15 protein-coding genes are annotated in these 16,442 nt (G+C 73.6%); 2 read left to right on the top strand and 13 right to left on the bottom strand.

The genetic code is table 11. The annotated features are described in order from the left end of the window. Window positions 1-100 precede the first annotated feature (100 nt). Window positions 101-802 carry a hypothetical protein gene (locus tag CWOE_RS15165; protein ID WP_012934509.1) on the top strand — a complete coding sequence of 234 codons (702 nt, stop codon included), beginning with the start codon at window positions 101-103 and terminating at the stop codon, window positions 800-802. Continuing rightward, window positions 799-1,638 carry a phytanoyl-CoA dioxygenase family protein gene (locus CWOE_RS15160; protein ID WP_012934508.1) on the top strand — a complete coding sequence of 280 codons (840 nt, stop codon included), beginning with the start codon at window positions 799-801 and terminating at the stop codon, window positions 1,636-1,638. Before CWOE_RS15165 ends, CWOE_RS15160 begins: the two co-directional genes overlap by 4 nt. On the opposite strand, the gene CWOE_RS15155 is transcribed toward CWOE_RS15160, so the two are convergent. Genes CWOE_RS15155 through CWOE_RS15095 form a run of 13 tightly spaced genes read right to left on the bottom strand, consistent with a single transcriptional unit; the run spans window position 1,613 to window position 16,429 of the window. After that, window positions 1,613-2,410 carry a shikimate dehydrogenase family protein gene (locus CWOE_RS15155; protein WP_012934507.1) on the bottom strand — a complete coding sequence of 266 codons (798 nt, stop codon included), beginning with the start codon at window positions 2,408-2,410 and terminating at the stop codon, window positions 1,613-1,615. The two genes, CWOE_RS15160 and CWOE_RS15155, sit on opposite strands and share 26 nt — an antisense overlap. A 6-nt stretch (window positions 2,411-2,416) precedes the next feature. Beyond that, window positions 2,417-4,288 (bottom strand): endolytic transglycosylase MltG, encoded by a 1,872-nt coding sequence (gene mltG / locus CWOE_RS15150; protein ID WP_012934506.1) that lies wholly within the window; start codon window positions 4,286-4,288, stop codon window positions 2,417-2,419. Continuing rightward, window positions 4,285-4,686 carry a Holliday junction resolvase RuvX gene (gene ruvX / locus CWOE_RS15145; RefSeq protein ID WP_012934505.1) on the bottom strand — a complete coding sequence of 134 codons (402 nt, stop codon included), beginning with the start codon at window positions 4,684-4,686 and terminating at the stop codon, window positions 4,285-4,287. Before ruvX ends, mltG begins: the two co-directional genes overlap by 4 nt. A gap of 52 nt (window positions 4,687-4,738) precedes the next feature. Then, a complete protein-coding gene (gene alaS / locus CWOE_RS15140) occupies window positions 4,739-7,405 on the bottom strand; it encodes an alanine--tRNA ligase (RefSeq protein ID WP_012934504.1) in 2,667 nt (888 codons plus the stop codon). Window positions 7,406-7,444: 39 nt separating this feature from the next. Next, window positions 7,445-8,527: an XdhC family protein gene (locus tag CWOE_RS15135; RefSeq protein ID WP_012934503.1), complete on the bottom strand. Its 1,083-nt coding sequence runs from the start codon at window positions 8,525-8,527 to the stop codon at window positions 7,445-7,447. Window positions 8,528-8,533: 6 nt separating this feature from the next. Continuing rightward, complete coding sequence (locus tag CWOE_RS15130) at window positions 8,534-9,211, bottom strand: SRPBCC family protein (RefSeq protein WP_012934502.1); 678 nt, start codon at window positions 9,209-9,211, stop codon at window positions 8,534-8,536. Continuing rightward, the gene (locus tag CWOE_RS15125) at window positions 9,208-10,422 is read right to left on the bottom strand and encodes a vWA domain-containing protein (protein WP_012934501.1); all 1,215 of its coding nucleotides are present in this window, start codon (window positions 10,420-10,422) and stop codon (window positions 9,208-9,210) included. The genes CWOE_RS15130 and CWOE_RS15125 overlap by 4 nt, the downstream gene beginning before the upstream one ends. Beyond that, entirely contained in the window at window positions 10,415-11,341 is a 927-nt protein-coding gene (locus tag CWOE_RS15120; protein ID WP_012934500.1) for an AAA family ATPase, read from the bottom strand. The genes CWOE_RS15125 and CWOE_RS15120 overlap by 8 nt, the downstream gene beginning before the upstream one ends. After that, window positions 11,338-11,949: a nucleotidyltransferase family protein gene (locus tag CWOE_RS15115; protein WP_012934499.1), complete on the bottom strand. Its 612-nt coding sequence runs from the start codon at window positions 11,947-11,949 to the stop codon at window positions 11,338-11,340. The genes CWOE_RS15120 and CWOE_RS15115 overlap by 4 nt, the downstream gene beginning before the upstream one ends. Beyond that, on the bottom strand, window positions 11,936-12,703 hold the full coding sequence (locus CWOE_RS15110; RefSeq protein WP_012934498.1) for an XdhC family protein: 768 nt from the start codon (window positions 12,701-12,703) through the stop codon (window positions 11,936-11,938). The genes CWOE_RS15115 and CWOE_RS15110 overlap by 14 nt, the downstream gene beginning before the upstream one ends. Beyond that, entirely contained in the window at window positions 12,700-15,060 is a 2,361-nt protein-coding gene (locus tag CWOE_RS15105) for an aerobic carbon-monoxide dehydrogenase large subunit (protein WP_012934497.1), read from the bottom strand. The genes CWOE_RS15110 and CWOE_RS15105 overlap by 4 nt, the downstream gene beginning before the upstream one ends. Further along, entirely contained in the window at window positions 15,057-15,554 is a 498-nt protein-coding gene (locus CWOE_RS15100; RefSeq protein ID WP_012934496.1) for a (2Fe-2S)-binding protein, read from the bottom strand. The genes CWOE_RS15105 and CWOE_RS15100 overlap by 4 nt, the downstream gene beginning before the upstream one ends. Then, window positions 15,554-16,429 carry an FAD binding domain-containing protein gene (locus tag CWOE_RS15095; protein WP_012934495.1) on the bottom strand — a complete coding sequence of 292 codons (876 nt, stop codon included), beginning with the start codon at window positions 16,427-16,429 and terminating at the stop codon, window positions 15,554-15,556. Before CWOE_RS15095 ends, CWOE_RS15100 begins: the two co-directional genes overlap by 1 nt. Window positions 16,430-16,442 lie beyond the last annotated feature (13 nt).

The raw sequence follows: 16,442 nt of genomic DNA, 5'->3' as shown, positions 1-16,442 counted from the left end.
GTGGCAGCGCACACATGTCGTGGCGTATCGGCGGCAGATGTAGGAGTTGTGCACAGGGTCTCGTCGCCTCTCCGCGGCCGACGCGGTAGGAATGTCGGCGATGCCGTCCCGCTCCACCTCGTCCCGTCTCACCCGCGCAGCCGGCGCCGAGCGCATGGCGTTGCTGCGCGAGCGCGACAAGCTGACGCGGCGGCGCGACGCGACCGCCGCGCAGCTCGCGGCGATAGAGGAGCAGCTCTCCGACGTCGAGGAGCGGCTGGAGCTGATCGACCGGCTCGTGCCTGAAGCGGCCAACGTCCATCCGCTGCCGGCCCGCGGCGTGGAGAGCGGCGATGGGCTCAAGGGGGCGGCGATCCGCCAGGCGGCGATCGACGTGCTGCTGGCACGCCCGGGCGGCGCCGAGCCGATCCACTACAAGACCTGGTTCCACGAGCTGGAGACGGCCGGCCATCACGTCGCGGGCAAGGATCCGCTCGCCGTCTTCCTGACGCAGATCTCACGCTCACCCGTCGTCCGCCGCACGAGCCGCTCGGGCGTCTACGAGCTCGACTTCGACGCGCCCGCCAACCTGCGTGCACGACTGGAGCGCCTGCACGCGCGGCTCTCGGAGCAGTCGCACGCCCCCGGCTCGGCGGCGGATCGCGTCGAGCGCGACCGCGTCGTCGCCGAGATCGCGATCGCCGAGCGCGCGCTGGACGAGGCGGAGGGGGCGCTGCCCGCGCGCGGCGACGGCCGCGAGCGCGCTGCCGGGCACGAGCGCGGCGCGACGCACGACCGCGGACGCGAACGGGCGGCGGGATGAGCACGTTCGCCGACGACGGCTTCGTCCTCCTCCCCGGCTTCTTCTCCGGCGGCGAGGTCGCGACGCTCCGCGGCGAGGTCGCGGCGGTGCTCGACGCGCCGTCCGGGCTCGCCTGCGAGCGGCCCCACAACATGCTCGTGCCGCTGCGCTGGAACGACCGCGCCGTCCGGCTCGCGCTCGACGAGCCGCGCCGCGTGCGCGCGCTGCGCGACGCGCTCGGCGCCGAGGATCTGCGCTGGATCTCCGGCTACGTCAGCACGAAGGAGGCGCGCAGCCCGGCGCTCTGGTGGCACCAGGACTGGTGGTGCTGGAACAATCCCGTCAGCTTCCGCGCCCCCGCGCCGCAGGTCGCGCTGCTGACGTATCTGACCGACACCGACGCGGCCAACGGCGCGCTGCGCGTCCTGCCCGGCTCGCACTGCCGCAGCGTCCCGCTGCACGCGCTGCTGCCGGAGGCGCACGATGACTCGACCCGCGCGCTGCCGCCCGACCACGCGGCGATGAGCGATCTGCCCGGTCAGCTGACGCCGCAGCTGCGGGCGGGCGACGCGATCGTGCTCGACTACCGGCTGCTGCACGGCACCCACGCGAACGCGAGCGACGTCCGCCGCGACGGGATCCTGCTGTCGTTCGCGCCTGCCTGGAGCGAGCTGCCCGCCGACGTCCGCGCGCATCTGATCCTCCACCCCGCGCTGCCGCTGCCGCAGGACGATCCGCACCCGAGCGCCGCCGCCGCGACGCTGCTGCCCGACTACGACGGCGAGCGTGCGAGCCTGGAGCTGAACCGCAACGCGCCCGCCGAGTTCTCGATCAGCCGCGCGCCGCAGCCCGCATGACGTCGACGGGCGCCGCGCGGCCCGTCCAACGCTCGAAGCTGCGCGCGCCCTGGCGGACGAGGATCTCCAGCCCGTCGACGACCGCGACGCCGGCGGTCCGGGCCGCGGCGGCGAGCGCCGTCGGTCTCGCGCCGTAGACCAGCTCGACCAGGCAGCCGTAGCGACCGAGGTCGCCGGCGTCGAGCGGGAGGTGCGCGAACGGGTCGGCCGCGCCGTCGAGCCCGACCGACGTCGTGTTGAGCACCAGGTCCGCCGCGACCGCCTCCTCCACGACGCGGCCGCCCAGCTCGGCGGTCAGCTGCTCGGCGCGCTCGCGCGTCCGGTTCCAGACCATCACATCCGCCGCGCCGGCATCGCAAAGCGCCCAGACCGCAGCGCGCGCCGTGCCGCCCGCGCCGAGCACGAGGGCCGTCTGCCCGGCCGGCGGTGCCGGCAGGGCGTCGACGATCCCGGGCGCGTCGGTGTTGTCGGCGTGGATCCGGCCGTCGGCGCCGAACGTGAGCGTGTTCGCGGCGCCGATCGCGCGTGCGCTCGCGGTCGCGTCGTCGGCGAGCGCCAGCGCGGCGTGCTTGTGCGGGATCGTCACGTTCGCGCCGGTGAAGCCGGCGCCGGGCAGCGCCCGCACGGTCTCGTCGAACAGCTCCGGCGGGACCGGCAGCAGCTGGTACTGCCAGCCGTCGAGCCCGAGCGCGGCGTACGCGGCCTCGTGCATCCCCGGCGAGCGGCTGTGCCGCACCGGCCAGCCGAGCACGCCGCAGCGCGTGCTACACATTGCGCGTCAGCATCTCGTCGGCGATCTCCCGCCGGCGGCCTGCCGCGCCTGCTCGTAGCGCTGGACGTTCTGCAGGTGCTGCTCGTAGGACGGCGCGAACGCGTGCTCGCCGCACGTCCCCGGTCTGACGACGTAGTAGAGCGCGTCGCTTCTGGCCGGGTTCGCCGCCGCTCTGATCGACGCGAGGCCGGGGCTGCCGATCGGCCCGGGCGGCAGGCCGAGCTTGCGGCGGGTGTTGTACGGCGTGTCGGCGTCGAGCACCGACTGGCGCAGCGGGTTGACCCAGTCGTTCTGCTCGAACCGCAGCGTCGCGTCGATCCCAAGCGGGATCGAGTCGCGCAGGCGGTTGTAGATCACGGCGGCGACGAGCGGCCGCTCTCTCGCGACGCTGACCTCGCGCTCGACCATCGAGGCGATCGTCAGCACGTCGTAGGCGGTCAGCTGCTTGCTTCTGGCGAATCTGAGGTTGATCCCGGCGAAGTTCTGCTTGAACGCTCTCAGCTGGTCGTCGACGAGCCGCTGGACTCTCGCGCCGCGTCTCAGCTCGTATGTCGCCGGAAACAGGAAGCCCTCCAGCGTCGCGCCGGCCGGCGCGCCGTATCTGCGCGGGTCGAGCTGGCGCGATCTGCGCGAGGCGGTGAAGTAGTCGCCCCTGAGGCCGGACTGCCTGGCGATTCTCGCCGTCTCGCGACGGCTGCGGCCCTCCGGTATCGAGACGCTGACGGTCGCGACTCTTCTGACCTCCGGCTCAGACGTCAGCGCGTCGAGCGCCGCGCCGTAGCTCATGTCCTCTCTGAGCGTGTATCTGCCGGACTTGAGGTTGCTGCGCTCGCCGGAGACGGTCGCCCGCAGGCCGAAGAAGAAGCCGGAGTCGACGACGCCTCTGTTAGCCAGCAGCTTGCCGATGTCACCGGCGCTCGCGCCCTCCGGGATCGTGACGGCGACTCTGCCGCTGCCGTCGCCCCCGCCGCCGAACGGCTGGAACAGCGAGACGAGGAACCACACGAGCGCGATCCCGAGCAGCACGAACAAGCCTGCGAAGATCCGCCCGCCGACGCTGCGCCGCGTGCGCGGGCCGCCGCCGAACGTCTCCCCCGGCCGCTTCACGCGCACGCCGCGACCCTTCCCGGTCCGCTCGCCGCGCGTCGGCCGGTGGATGTGCGGCAGGTGCATCCTGTCCTTGCCGCTGATGCGCTTGGTGCCGAGTGGCGCCTCATGCTCCTCCGACGGCTGCTCGACAGCCGCGTGCTCGTCGGTCCACTCCGCGCCCCAGTCGGCCTGCACGTCGTGCGCCTGGGTCGCCTGCGGGTCGTGCGCGGGCGGCGGCTCGGCCTGCGGCGGCTGCTCGACCGCGGCGGCGTGCTCGTGATCGTGCGCCTGGGTCGCGTGCGCTGCGGCCGCGGGAGCGGCGACGTCGGCGTGCGGCGGGTGCTCGTCGGCCCACGCCTGGCTGACGTCCCACTGGACCGTCTCCTGGGGATCGTGCGACTGTCCCCGCTCCGCCGCGGGCGGCTCGACGGGCGCGGCCGGCTCCGGCTCGACCGGCTCGAGCGGCGGCTCATAGGCGGCCGGCTCCGGACCGACGGGCTCGACCGGCGGCGGCTCGTAGGCGACGGGCTCCGGCTCGACCGGCGCCGGCTCGTGTGCGAACGGCTCCGCGTCGACCGGATCGGGCTCCGCTTCGAACGGCTCAGGCTCCGCTTCGAACGGCTCAGGCTCCGGTGCGACCGGCTCAGGCGGCGCGGCGGCCGCGCGCTCCTCGGGCTCGAGCAGGTGCTCGGGCACGGGCTCGCCGGCGCGCTCGTAGCGGCGCCGCTCGCGCTCGCGACGTGCGCGCTCGCGCTCCTCAGGCGTGCGATCTCCACCGCGTCGGCTCATCCGTCTCCTCCTCCGTGCCGCACCAGCCAGCCTTCGAGCAGGACTGCGGCGGCACGCGAGTCCTCGCTCTCGCGACCGCCGACGCGCTCTGCGATGACGGTCGTGAAGCGCTCGTCGTAGAGGTCGATCGGGATCTGCTCCCCGAGCGCCTCGCCAAGTCTCTGCGCGAACGCGCGCACCTCCGCGGTCTGCGCGGTGTCCGCGCCGGAGAGGCCGAGCGGCAGGCCGACGACGACCCTGTCGACCTCGCGATCGCGGACCAGCGCGACGAGGCGCGCCATGCCCTTGCGGGTCCCGGGACGCTCCACGTGCGCGATCGGCGTCGCGAGCGTGCCGGTCGGGTCGCTCAGCGCGCAGCCGCAGCGAGCGCTGCCATAGTCGAGCGCGAGCACGCGCATCAGAGTAGCGAGCCGCCTTCCGGCGGTCCCTCGTGGTACCTCGAGGCCTGCATCAGCCCTGGAGGGCAGCCTCGATCGCGGTCCGGGCGGCGTCGATCGCCTCGGACAGCTTCTCTGGGTCGCGGCCTCCCGCACGCGCCATCGTGTCGCGACCGCCTCCGCCGCCGCCCGTCACCTCTGCCGCGACCTTCACGATCGCGCCTGCCTTCACGCCCCGCTCGACGAGCGCCGGGGCGACGCTCGCGACGAGGTGGACTCTGCCGTCGGAGACCGTGCCGAGGACGATCGCGGCGTCGCCGAGCTTGCCCTTGAGCCGATCCGCGACGTCCGGCAGCGCCTTCGGGTCGGGCAGCTCGATCGCCGCCGCGACGACGCGCGCGCCGCCGCCGTGCTCGGTCGCGCCCGCCACCAGCGCGTCGACGTCGAGTGCGCCGTTGCCGGCGCCGGCGCCCTGCTTGGCCGCCTTCTCCAACTCCTTGACCCGAACCCGCAGCTTGTCGACCTCGGCCGGGACCTGCTCGGGCGTCGCGCGCAGTGCGGTCGCGGCGTCGCGCAGCGCGCCGTCGTGCTCGCGCAGCAGCCGCACCGCGGCCGGACCCGTGATCGCCTCGATACGGCGCACGTTGGCGGCGCTGGACGTCTCCGCGGTGACGCGGAAGAGGCCGATCTCTGCGGTCGAGCGGACGTGCGTGCCGCCGCACAGCTCACGCGAGAAGGAGCCGTCGCCGACCTCGACCATCCGCACGACATCGCCGTACTTCTCGCCGAACAGCGCCATCGCGCCGAGCCGCTTGGCCTCGTCGAGCGTCGTCGTCAGCGCGCGCACGGGGAAATTGGCGAGGACCCACTCGTTGACCTCGTCCTCGACGTCGCGCAGCTCGTCGGGCGAGAGCGCCTGCCCGTGCGTGAAGTCGAACCGCAGCTTGTCGGGCTGGACCGCGGAGCCAGCCTGGCGGACGTGGCCGCCGAGCCGTCTGCGCAGCGCCGCGTGCAGCAGGTGCGTGGCGGTGTGGTTGGCCTCGGTCGCGTGGCGCGCCTGGCGGTCGACGACGGCGTGGACGTGCTCGCCCGGCTTCAGCGCGCCGCGCTCCGGTCGCACGACGACGACCTGGTCGGCTCCGCCGGCGACGCGCAGCACGTCGAGCACCTCGGCTCTGCAGTCGCCGTCGGCGCACTCGACCCAGCCGGAGTCCGACACCTGGCCGCCGCCGGCGGCGTAGAACGGCGACTCGACCAGCTTCACGAGCACGCGGCCGTCGTCCTCGGCCTCCAGCGCGCCGACGGTCGTCTCCTGCGCGGTCGTCGCGTAGCCGGTGAACTCGCTCTGGAAGGCGGCGCCGCCGGCCAGCTCCTGGGCCCGCTCGCGCAGTCCGTCGCCGGTGGCGCCCTTGCCGCCGGCGCCGGCGCGCGCCCGCGCGCGCTGCTGGTCCATCAGCTGCTCGAAGCCCGGCTCGTCGACGCCGAGGTCGTGCTCGGCGGCGATCTCGCGCGTGATGTCGATCGGGAAGCCGTACGTGTCGTGGAGACGGAAGACGTCCTCGGCGCCGAGGCCCTCCTCGCCCTCGCGCTTGGCCTGCGCGATCAGCTCGTCGAGCAGCTTCGTGCCCTGCTCCAGCGTGCGGCCGAAGCTCTCCTCCTCGGCGACGAGCCACTTCCGGATCGCGTCGCTGTGCTCGACGATCTCGGGGTAGGCGGCGCCCATGATCTGCTCGACGCGCGCGGCGAACTTCGGCAGGAAGCCGGGCTCGATGCCGATCCGGCGGCCGTGCTGGATCGCGCGGCGCATCACGCGGCGCAGGATGTAGCCGCGGTCCTCGTTGGAGGGGACGACCCCGTCGGCGACGAGGAACGTCATCGCGCGCGAGTGGTCGGCGAGGATCCGCAGCGCGCGCGTCGTCGCCTCGTCCTGGCCGTAGCTGCGGCCGGACAGCTCCTGCCCGAGCTCGATCAGCGGCCAGAACTGGTCGGTCTCGAAGACCGACTCCTTGCCCTGCAGCATCGCGGCGAAGCGGTTGAGCCCGAGCCCGGTGTCGATGTTCTTGCTCGGCAGCGGCGCGAGCGTGTTGACCGGGTTCTGGTCGTACTGCATGAAGACGAGGTTCCAGAACTCGAGGAAGCGCTCGTTCTCGCCGGCCGGCAGGTCGTCGGGCGCGCCGAAGTCGAGGCCGCGGTCGAGGTACAGCTCCGAGCAGGGACCGCAGGGACCGGTCGGACCGGCCTGCCAGAAGTTGTCCTCACGCGAGCACTCGACGATCCGCTCGCGCGGGACGCCGACCTTCTGCCACAGCTCGATCGCCTCCTCGTCGGCGCCGAGGCCCAGCTCCTCGTCGCCGCCGAAGACGGTCACCCAGATTCTCTCCGGGTCGAGCCCGAAGCCCTGCGTCGACAGCTCCCACGCGAACGCGATGACCTCTTCCTTGAAGTAGTCGCCGATCGAGAAGTTCCCGAGCATCTCGAAGCAGGTGAGGTGCCGGAGCGTGTTGCCGACGTTCTCGATGTCGGTCGCGCGGAAGCACTTCTGACAGCTGGTGAGCCGCGTCGCCGGAGGCTGCTCGACGCCCTGGAAGTAGGGCTTCAGCGGGTGCATGCCCGCGGTCGTCAGCAGCACCGACGGATCGTGCGCGGTCGGCACCAGCGGCGCGGACTGCAGCCGCAGGTGCTCGCGCTGCTGGAAGAACGACAGGAACGTCTCGCGGATCTCGTCAGAGGTCATCGGCATGGGGTGCGGAGTCTAGAGCCCGCACCCCATGCCGGTCGCTCACGCCGTGACCGCGTCGTGGATGCGGCCTCCGGCGTGCGCGAGCCGGCCACCTTCGCGGCCGTGACGCAGCGCGACGATCTCGCTCATGATCGACAGCCCCGTCTCGGCGGCGGTGAGCGCGCCGAGGTCGAGGCCGATCGGTGCGGCGATCCGCTCGAGCGCCGCCTCCTCGACGCCGGCCCGCAGCAGCCGCTCTCGCCGTCTCGCCTGCGCGCGCCGGCTGCCCATCGCGCCGATATAGCCTGTGGGCGAGGCGAGCGCGGCGATCAGCGCCGCGTCGTCGAGCTTGGGGTCGTGCGTGAGGACCGCGACCGCCGTCGCGGGATCGATCGGAGCCAGCTCGGCGAACGCGGCCTGGGGCCAGGCGGCGATCACGCGCTCCGCGGCGGGGAACCGCTCCGGCGTCGCGAAGCGGCCGCGGGGATCGACGACGAACACCCGCCAGCCGGCGAGGGCCGCGACCGCCGACAGCTGGGCGGCGAAGTCGACGGCGCCGACGATCAGCAGACGCGGCGGCGGCGCCGAGACGTCGACGAACAGCGACACGCCCTCGTGGGCGTGCAGCCCGCCGCGCTCCGACCACAGCGCGTCGCGCGCGAGCGCAAGCCCGGCGGCGTCGAGGGCGCTGCCGCCGAGCGTGCCGCCGAGCTCGCCGTCGACGCCCACGAGCAGCTTCGCGCCCGGCCGCGGGACGCCCGCGACGACGGTCACGATCGCCACCCGCTCGCCCGCGCGAGCCAGGTCGGTGAAGTCGGCCTGCAGCGGCGAGGCTCCGTGGTCCTCCGCCCAGATCGAGATCTCGCCGCCGCACGGCAGCCCGACGTCCCAGGCATCCGAATCGGCGATGCCGTAGTGCAGCACCCGCGGCGGCCCGCCCGCGAGGATCGCCTCCGCGACCTCGACGACGGCGCCCTCCACGCAGCCGCCGGAGACCGCGCCGACGAGCTCGCCGCGATCGTTGACGGCCATCTTCGTCCCAATCGGCTGCGGCGCGGAGCGCTTCGTCGCGACGACGGTCGCCAGCGCGACGCGATCGCCGCGACGGGTCCACGTCGCCACGGTGTCGAGCACGTCGGTCATCTCATCTCACCTCCCCTTCCTGATTGCGAACGCGATTCCCAGGCCGATCAGCGCGAGCGCCCCCGCCGCGGCCAGCAGCGTCACCGGATCGCGGAGGCGCGCGGCGATCGCGCCGGCGGCGAGCTTGCCGATCGGCAGGCTCTCCTCGACCGCCGGCTCGGCACCCGCGGCGCGCTCCGCCCGCCGCGCGGCTCCGCCCGGCTCTGTCACCGCCGCCGCCGGCTCCTCGGCAGCAGCCGCCCCCTCGAGCATCGCCGCGAGGTTGCCGGCGAACGTCTCGACCAGCCGCGCCGAGACGTCGGTGACCACGCCCCGGCCCATAGCCGCGACCTTGCCGGCGAGCAGCACATCCGTTTCGATCGTGGCGTGCGTGCCGTCCGGCTGCTCCACCAACGCCGTCCGCACGGTCGCGTCCGCGGTGCCCTGGCCGCGCGCCTCCTTCGCTTTCACGCGCATCGCCGCGACGTGCGCGGTGTCGTCGCGCTCGACGACCTGCAGCTCGCCTCTGTACGTCATCGAGATCGGACCGACCCGCACTTTGACGGCGACTCTGTACGCGTCGTCGCCGACGCGCTCCAGGACCTGCGCGCCCGGCATGCAGGGGGCGACGCGCTCGACGTCCAGCAGCGTGGCCCAAACCTCCTCGATCGGGGCCTGGACTGCGAACGCGTTCTCGAACTTCATCGCGTGCTCCTCCGAGAGGTCGAGATCGCCTCGGCCACCGCCGAGAGCGCACTCAGGTTGTGCCCGCTGACGAAGGCGTCACACCACGGCAGCGCCGCCGCCATCCCGCCCGCGAGCGGTGCGAAGTCACGGCTCGCCTTGTGCGGGTTGACCCACACGACGCGGTGCGCGAGCCGGTGCAGCCGCTCCATCTGCTCGGCGACGAGCGCGGGGTCGCCGCGTTCCCAGCCGTCAGAGACGATCACGACGACGGCGCCGCGCGCCATCCCGCGCCGGCCATAGCTGTCGTTGAAGCGCCGTAGCGTCTCGCCGATCCGCGTCCCGCCGGCCCAGTCGTGCGCCACCGCCGTCGCGCGCTCGATCGCAAGCTCCGGCTGGCGGCCCTGGAGCGCGCGCGTCAGCCGGGTCAGTCGCGTCGCGAAGACGAACGCCTCCGCGTCGGTCCCGCCGACCGCGGCGTGCAAGAACTGCAGGAAGGCGCGCGAGTACGGCTCCATCGAGCCGGAGATGTCGCACAGCAGCACCAGCCGGCGGCGGCGCAGCACCCGTCTGCGCATGATCCGGCGGGCGGGGTCGCCACCGGTCCGGCGGCTCGCGCGCAGCGTCGCACGCACGTCGAGCCGCCCGCCGTGACGGTCGCGGCGGGCGCGGCGCGAGCGACGGAGGGGCGGCGCCAGCGCCAGCTCGCGCATCAGCCGCCACAGCGCGCGCAGCTCGTCGGGCGTCAGCTGCCCGAAGTCGCGCTCGGCGAGCCGCTCCTCGGCGCTCGCGGCGGCGAGCTGCACGTTGCGCTCGCGCCGCTCGGCGTCGTCGCCGTCGCGGCGCGGCTCACGCAGGTCGCCGAAGGAGGAACGCGGCGCCGCGCCACCCTCAGGCGGGGCCTCTGGCAGCGCGGCCTGCGTGCGCGCCGGTCGCGGCCCGGCCTGGGCGCCGGGCGGCGGCGGCGCGTTCGGATCGCCGCGCGCCTGCGCCGGGTCCGCGATCCCGCCGAACACCCGCGCGAAGACGCGGTCGAACGTCTCGAGCTGCTCGCGCGAGGAGACGAAGACGGTGCGCGCGGTCCAGTAGAGGCTGCCGCGGCGCGCCGGCGGCGCGAGCGCGAGCGCCTGCGCAAAGCGGACCGCCCGCTCGGGCGGCGACGGGATCCCGGCGTCGTGGACCGCCCGGCCGAACGCGGCTGCGAACGCCGGCAGGTCGACGCGCTCACTCATCGGCCGCGCCCGCGGCGAGCCGGTCAAGGCCGCGTTCGCGCACGAGCTGCTGATCCTCGCGGTACTTCAGGACCGCTCCCAGCGTCCGCTCGGCGGCGACCGGGTCGAGCCGCATCACGCCGAGTAGCCGCAGCGCGGCGACCCAGTCGATCGCCTCGGCGATCCCGGGCGGCTTCTGCAGCTCGCCGCCGCGCAGGCGGCGGACCGCCGTGGCGACGTCGACTGCCAGCTCGCGCGCGGCCTCGGGCACGCGGCGGCGGACGATCTCGACCTCGCGCTCCGCGCTCGGGTAGTCGATCCAGTGATAGAGGCAGCGCCGCTTGAGCGCGTCGTGCAGGTCGCGTGTGCGGTTGGAGGTGAGGACCACTGCCGGCGGGTGGGTCGCGCGGACCGTGCCCAGCTCGGGGATCGTGATCGTCGCCTCGGCGAGCAGCTCGAGCAGGAACGCCTCGAAGTCGTCGTCGGCGCGGTCGAGCTCGTCGATCAGCAACACGGCGGGCAGTGGCCCAGGGTGCACGATCGCCTGCAGCAGCGGGCGGCGGATCAGGTAGTCCTCCGAGAACAGGCGCTCCTCCGAGACCGCCTCGCCCTCGCTCTCCGCGAGCCGGATCCGCAGCAGCTGACGCGGGTAGTTCCACTCGTAGAGCGCCTCCGCGGCGTCGATCCCTTCGTAGCACTGCAGCCGGATCAGGGGCGTCCGCAGCAGCGCCGCGAGCGCCTTCGCGGCCTCGGTCTTCCCGACGCCCGCCTCACCCTCCAGCAGCAGCGGCTGCGGCATCCGCAGCGCGAAGAAGAGCGCGGTCGCGAGCCCCTCGTCGGCGAGGTAGTCGACTGCGTCGAGGCGCGCGAGGAGCGTCTCGACGTCCGGCACGGCGGCGCGGACGGTGTCCTCGGCGCCGCGGTGCGCGGCGCCGCTCACGACGCGACCCGGGTGCGCTGGGCGAGCAGGACGTCGGCGTAGTCTCTCCACGTGTCGACGTCGAGCGGAACCCTGCCGGGGACCGGCACGTCGACGACCTCCGGCGCGCGTCGGTCGAGCAGCTTCCAGACGGCCTTGTCGCCGTGCAGCGTGGCCAGCTCGCCGAACGTCTCGCGCGCGAACGCGAGCGGGTGGCCGCGGCCGTCGTCGTAGCGGCACGCGCTGAGCGGAGCGTCGTCGCGACCGGCCAGCAGCGCGGCGACGGTCGCGGGCGTCACGCCCGGCTGGTCGCCGAGCAGCAGCACGAGCAGCTCGCAGCCCTCGTCGACCGCACCGAGCGCGGCCGCGATCGACGAGGAGCAGCCGGTGCCGAACGCGCGGTTCTCGACGACCTCGACGCCGCCGAGGTCGACCGTCGCGCGGACCGCGTCGACCGCGCCGCCGAGCACGCAGATCAGCTGATCGAAGCGGCACGCGCGGGCGGTCGCGAGCGCGTGGTCGAGCAGCGTCGCGCCGCCGTACGGCAGCAGCTGCTTGGGTCGCCCGAGCCGGCTCGATCCGCCGGCCGCGAGCACGAGCCCGGCGAGGCGGGCTCTACCGCTCTGCACCTGCCACCTCCGGCTCCGCCGCGCCGGGATACACCTGCCGCTCGGCGATCAGCTGCGCGAGGATCGCGATCGCGACCTCGCCCGGCGTCCGCGCGCCGATCGCCAGGCCGGCCGGAACGTGCAGGCGCGCCCGCAGCTCGTCCGGGACGTCGAGCGCGGCACGCACAGCCTCGCCGCGCCGGCGGCTCGCGACGAGCCCGACGTACGGCACGCCCTCCGTCAGCGCCGTGCACAGCGCGCGCTCCTCGCCCTCGCCGTGCGAGGCGACGACGAACGCCTCGTCGCGGGGCTGTGGCCGCGCGACGGCGTCGGCGGCCACGAGCGCCGCTTCCCACCCCGCCGCGCGCGCCAGCTCGGCGAGCGCCCGCGCCGTCGGCGCGTCGCCGACGACGACCATCCGCGGCGCGGGCCGCCACGGCTCCAGGAAGATCTCGAAGGCGCCGCCCGAGAGGCAGTGGTTGTGCTCCACGACGATGCCGCCGATCGACTCCTCCACGTCGGCGACCGCCTCGGGCACGATCCGCAGCAGCAGCGGCTCGCCCGTCTCCAACACGCGCGCGGCGTGCAGCCGCACGGACGCCTGCGCGCAGTGGCCGCCGACGAAGCCCTCGATCGTCCCGTCGGCGTGCACGAGCGCGGCGTCGCCGGCATGCACGCTCGTCGGGTGCTGCGCGCGCACGACGGTCGCGTGGACGAACGGCTCGCCGCCGGCGCGCATGCGCTGTGCGGCGCGGGCGAGCGACCCGGCGATCATTGCGGCGGCTCCGCTCGCCCCTCCATCGCCTCCCACACGCGCGACGGCGTGCACGGCATGTCGATGTGGCGCACGTCGTACGGCTTCAGCGCATCGACGATGGCGTTGACGATCGTCGGCGGCGAGCCGACGGTCGCCGACTCGCCGACCCCCTTCGCGCCGATTGGATGGTGCGGCGACGGCGTGACGGTGAAGTCGGTCTCCCAGTCGGGCACCTCCAGCGCGGTCGGGATCAGGTAGTCCATCAGTGATCCGCCGAGGCAGTTGCCGTCCTCGTCGAAGGCGATCAGCTCCATCAGCGCCATCCCGACGCCGTCGGCGAGCCCGCCATGCACCTGACCCTCGATGATCATCGGGTTGATGCGCGTGCCGCAGTCGTCGACCGCGACGAAGCGCCGCACTCTCACGACCGCCGTCCCCGGGTCGACGTCGACGACGCAGACGTAGGCGCCGAACGGGAACGTCAGGTTCGGCGGGTCGTAGACGGTCTCGGAGTCGAGCGTGCCCTCGACTCCTTCGGGCAGCTCGAGCGAGCCGACCGTCGCCATCGCGATCTCGGCGATCGTCGCGCCCTGCTCGGGATCGCCTCTGACGAACCAGCGGCCGGGCTCCCATTCGAGGTCCTCGGGCGCGACCTCCAACATCGCCGAGGCGATCAGGCGCGCCTTGTCGCGCACATTGCGCGCGACGACCGCGGCCGCCGCGCCGCTGACCGGCGTCGAGCGCGACCCATAGGTGCCGAGGCCGAACGGTGTCAGGTCGGTGTCGCCGTGAACGACCTCGATGTCGGCCGAGGGGATCCCAAGCTCCTGCGAGACGATCTGCGCGAATGTCGTCTCGTGGCCCTGGCCCTGCGTCTGGCAGCTGATCCCCAGCTGCGCCTTGCCGGTCGGATGGACGCGCAGCTCGGCTGCGTCGGCCATCCCGAGGCCGACGATGTCCATGTGCTTGCGCGGCCCCGCGCCGACGGCCTCGGTGAAGAAGCCGAGCCCGATCCCCATCAGCTCGCCCCGCTCGCGCTTCTGCGCCTGCTCGCGCCGCAGCTCGTCGTAGCCGGCGATCTCGAGCGCCTTGCGCAGCGCGCGCTCGTACTCGCCCGAGTCGTAGACCCAACCGGTCTTGGACTGGTATGGGAACTGCTCTGGGCGGATCAGGTTCTTCAGCCGCAGCTCGGCCGGGTCGGCGTCCAGCTCGCGCGCGAGCAGGTCGACCATCCGCTCGACGAGGTAGACCGCCTCGGTCACGCGGAACGAGCAGGCGTAGGCGACGCCGCCCGGCGCCTTGTTCGAGTAGACGCCGTGCACGGCGCAGTGAGCGGCCGCGAGGTCGTAGGAGCCGGTGAAGACGTGGAAGAAGCCGGCCGGGAACTTGCTCGGCTGCGCCGTCGAGTTGAAGGCGCCGTGGTCCGCGATCACGTCGACCCGCACGCCGAGGATCGTGCCATCTCTGGTCGCCGCGATCTCGCCGTGCATGACGTAGTCACGCGCGAAAGAGGTCGACATCAGGTTCTCGGAACGGTCCTCGACCCACTTCACAGGTCTGCCGGTGACGATTGAGCCGACGACGGCACAGACGTAGCCGGGGTAGATGCCGACCTTGTTGCCGAATCCGCCGCCGATGTCCGGCGAGATGACGCGGATCTTGTGCTCGGGCAATCTGGCGACGAGCGCGTACAGCGTGCGGTGGGCGTGCGGCGCCTGCGTCGTGCACCAGATCGTCAGCTTTCCGTTGACAGCGTCCATGTCGGCGACGGCGCCGCACGTCTCCATCGGCGCCGGGTGCACGCGGGGGTACAGCATGTCCTGCGCGACGACCACGTCGGCGCGCGCGAAGACGGCGTCGGTCGCGGCTCGGTCGCCCGACTCCCAGTCGAAGATGTGGTTGTCGGTCCTCCCCTCCTGGTCGTCGCGGATCACCGGCGCGTCGGGGTCGAGCGCTCTGCGCGCGTTGACGACCGCCGGGAGGACGTCGTACTCGACATCGATCAGCTCGAGCGCATCGCGCGCCGCGTAGCGGTCGTCGGCGATCACGAACGCGACCTCCTGCCCCTGGAAGCGGACCTTGTCGGTCGCCAGCACCGCCTGCGTGTCGGCCGACAGCGTCGGCATCCACGCGAGCCCGAGCGCTTCGAGCTCTCTGCCGGTGATGACGGCGTGGACCTTCGGGTGCTGGAGCGCGGCGGAGACGTCGATCGAGACGATCCGCGCGTGCGCGACCGGGCTGCGCAGGATCCCGCCGTGCAGCATCCCCGGCAGTCTCAGGTCGTCGACGAATCTGCCCTGCCCGCGGATGAAGCGCGCGTCCTCCTTGCGCCGCAGCCGGCCGAAGCCGACCGCCGCTTCCTCGGTGACGCTCATGGCGAGACCTCCTCCGCCGCCTGGCCGGCCGGATGCTCGGCCGCCCAGCGGATCGAGCGGACGATCGTCGAATAGCCGGTGCAGCGGCAGATCTGACCGGAGATCGCCTCGCGGATCTCCTGGTCGGTGATCGGATCCCCGCCCGCCCTGCGATCGAGCAGCGCCCGCGCGGTCAGCATCATCCCCGGCGTGCAGAAGCCGCACTGCAGGCCGTGCTGCTCGTGGAAGCCCTGCTGCACGGGATCGAGCTGCCCGTCGCGTTCGAGCCCCTCGACGGTCGTGATCTCATGGCCGGCGGCGGTCGCCGCCAGCATGGTGCAGGACTTGACCGGCTCGCCGTCGACCAGCACGACGCACGTGCCGCAGTTGGAGGTGTCGCAGCCCCAGTGGGTGCCCGTGAGCCCCAGCTCGTCGCGCAGCAAATGGACGAGCAGCAGCCGCGGCTCGATCTCGCGCACGTGCTCCTCGCCGTTGACCGACACGGTGACCTGCATCACGCCTCCTCTCGCAGCGCCCGCGCGGTCGCCCGCCGCAGCGCCCGTCGGGTCAGCTCGCCGGCGGCATGCCGCTTGTACTCGGCTGACCCGCGCTGGTCGGTCACCGGCGAGGACGCCGCGGCGGCGAGCCGGCCCGCCTCGGCGAACAGGTCCTCTGACGGCTGGCGGCCGGCGAGCGCCTCCTCCGCCTCGCGCGAGGTGACGTCCGCGCCGACCGCCGTCAGCGCGATCCCGGCCTGCGCGATCGAGCCGCCGTCGAGCTGCACGGCCGCGGCGGCCGCCGCCACCGCCCAGTCGCCGACGCGCCGCTCGACCTTCTCGTACGCGCTGCCGGCGTGGTCGCGCAGCGGCACGCGGATCTCGGTCACCATCTCTGCGTCGCCGACCGCGGTCTCGTATGGGCCGCGGTGGAACTCGTGCATGTCGAGCAGCCGCTCGCCGTCGCGGCCGCGGATCACGACGCGCGCGCCGACCGCCGCGCAGACGGCCGCCAGGTCCTCGGCCGGATCCGCCTGGCACAGCGCGCCGCCGATCGTGCCGCGATTGCGCACGACCGGGTCGGCGATCACGCGCTCGGCGTCGCGGAAGATCGCGAGGCGGTCCGCCAGCAGCTCGGACTCCAGCAGCTCGCGGTGGCGGGTCATCGCGCCGATCCGCACCTCGCCGTCCTGCTCGCGCACGTAGCCCAGCTCGCCTGCGAGCGCGTCGATGTCGATCAGGTGCTCGGGTGTCGCGAGCCGCAGCTTCATCATCGGCAGGAGCGAGTGGCCTCCGGCCAGCAGGCGCGCCTCCGGCCCCAGCCGTGCCAGCAGGTCGAGCGCTTGCTCGACGCTCGTGGCGCGCTCGTACTCGAACGGCGACGGAACTTGCACAGGGGTCCTCCTC

The organism is Conexibacter woesei DSM 14684, from assembly GCF_000025265.1.
In the GTDB taxonomy this organism is placed as follows: Bacteria; Actinomycetota; Thermoleophilia; order Solirubrobacterales; family Solirubrobacteraceae; genus Conexibacter; species Conexibacter woesei.
The sequence above is the reverse complement of the archived record's forward strand: the minus strand, read 5'-3'. Positions and strand labels throughout refer to the sequence as shown.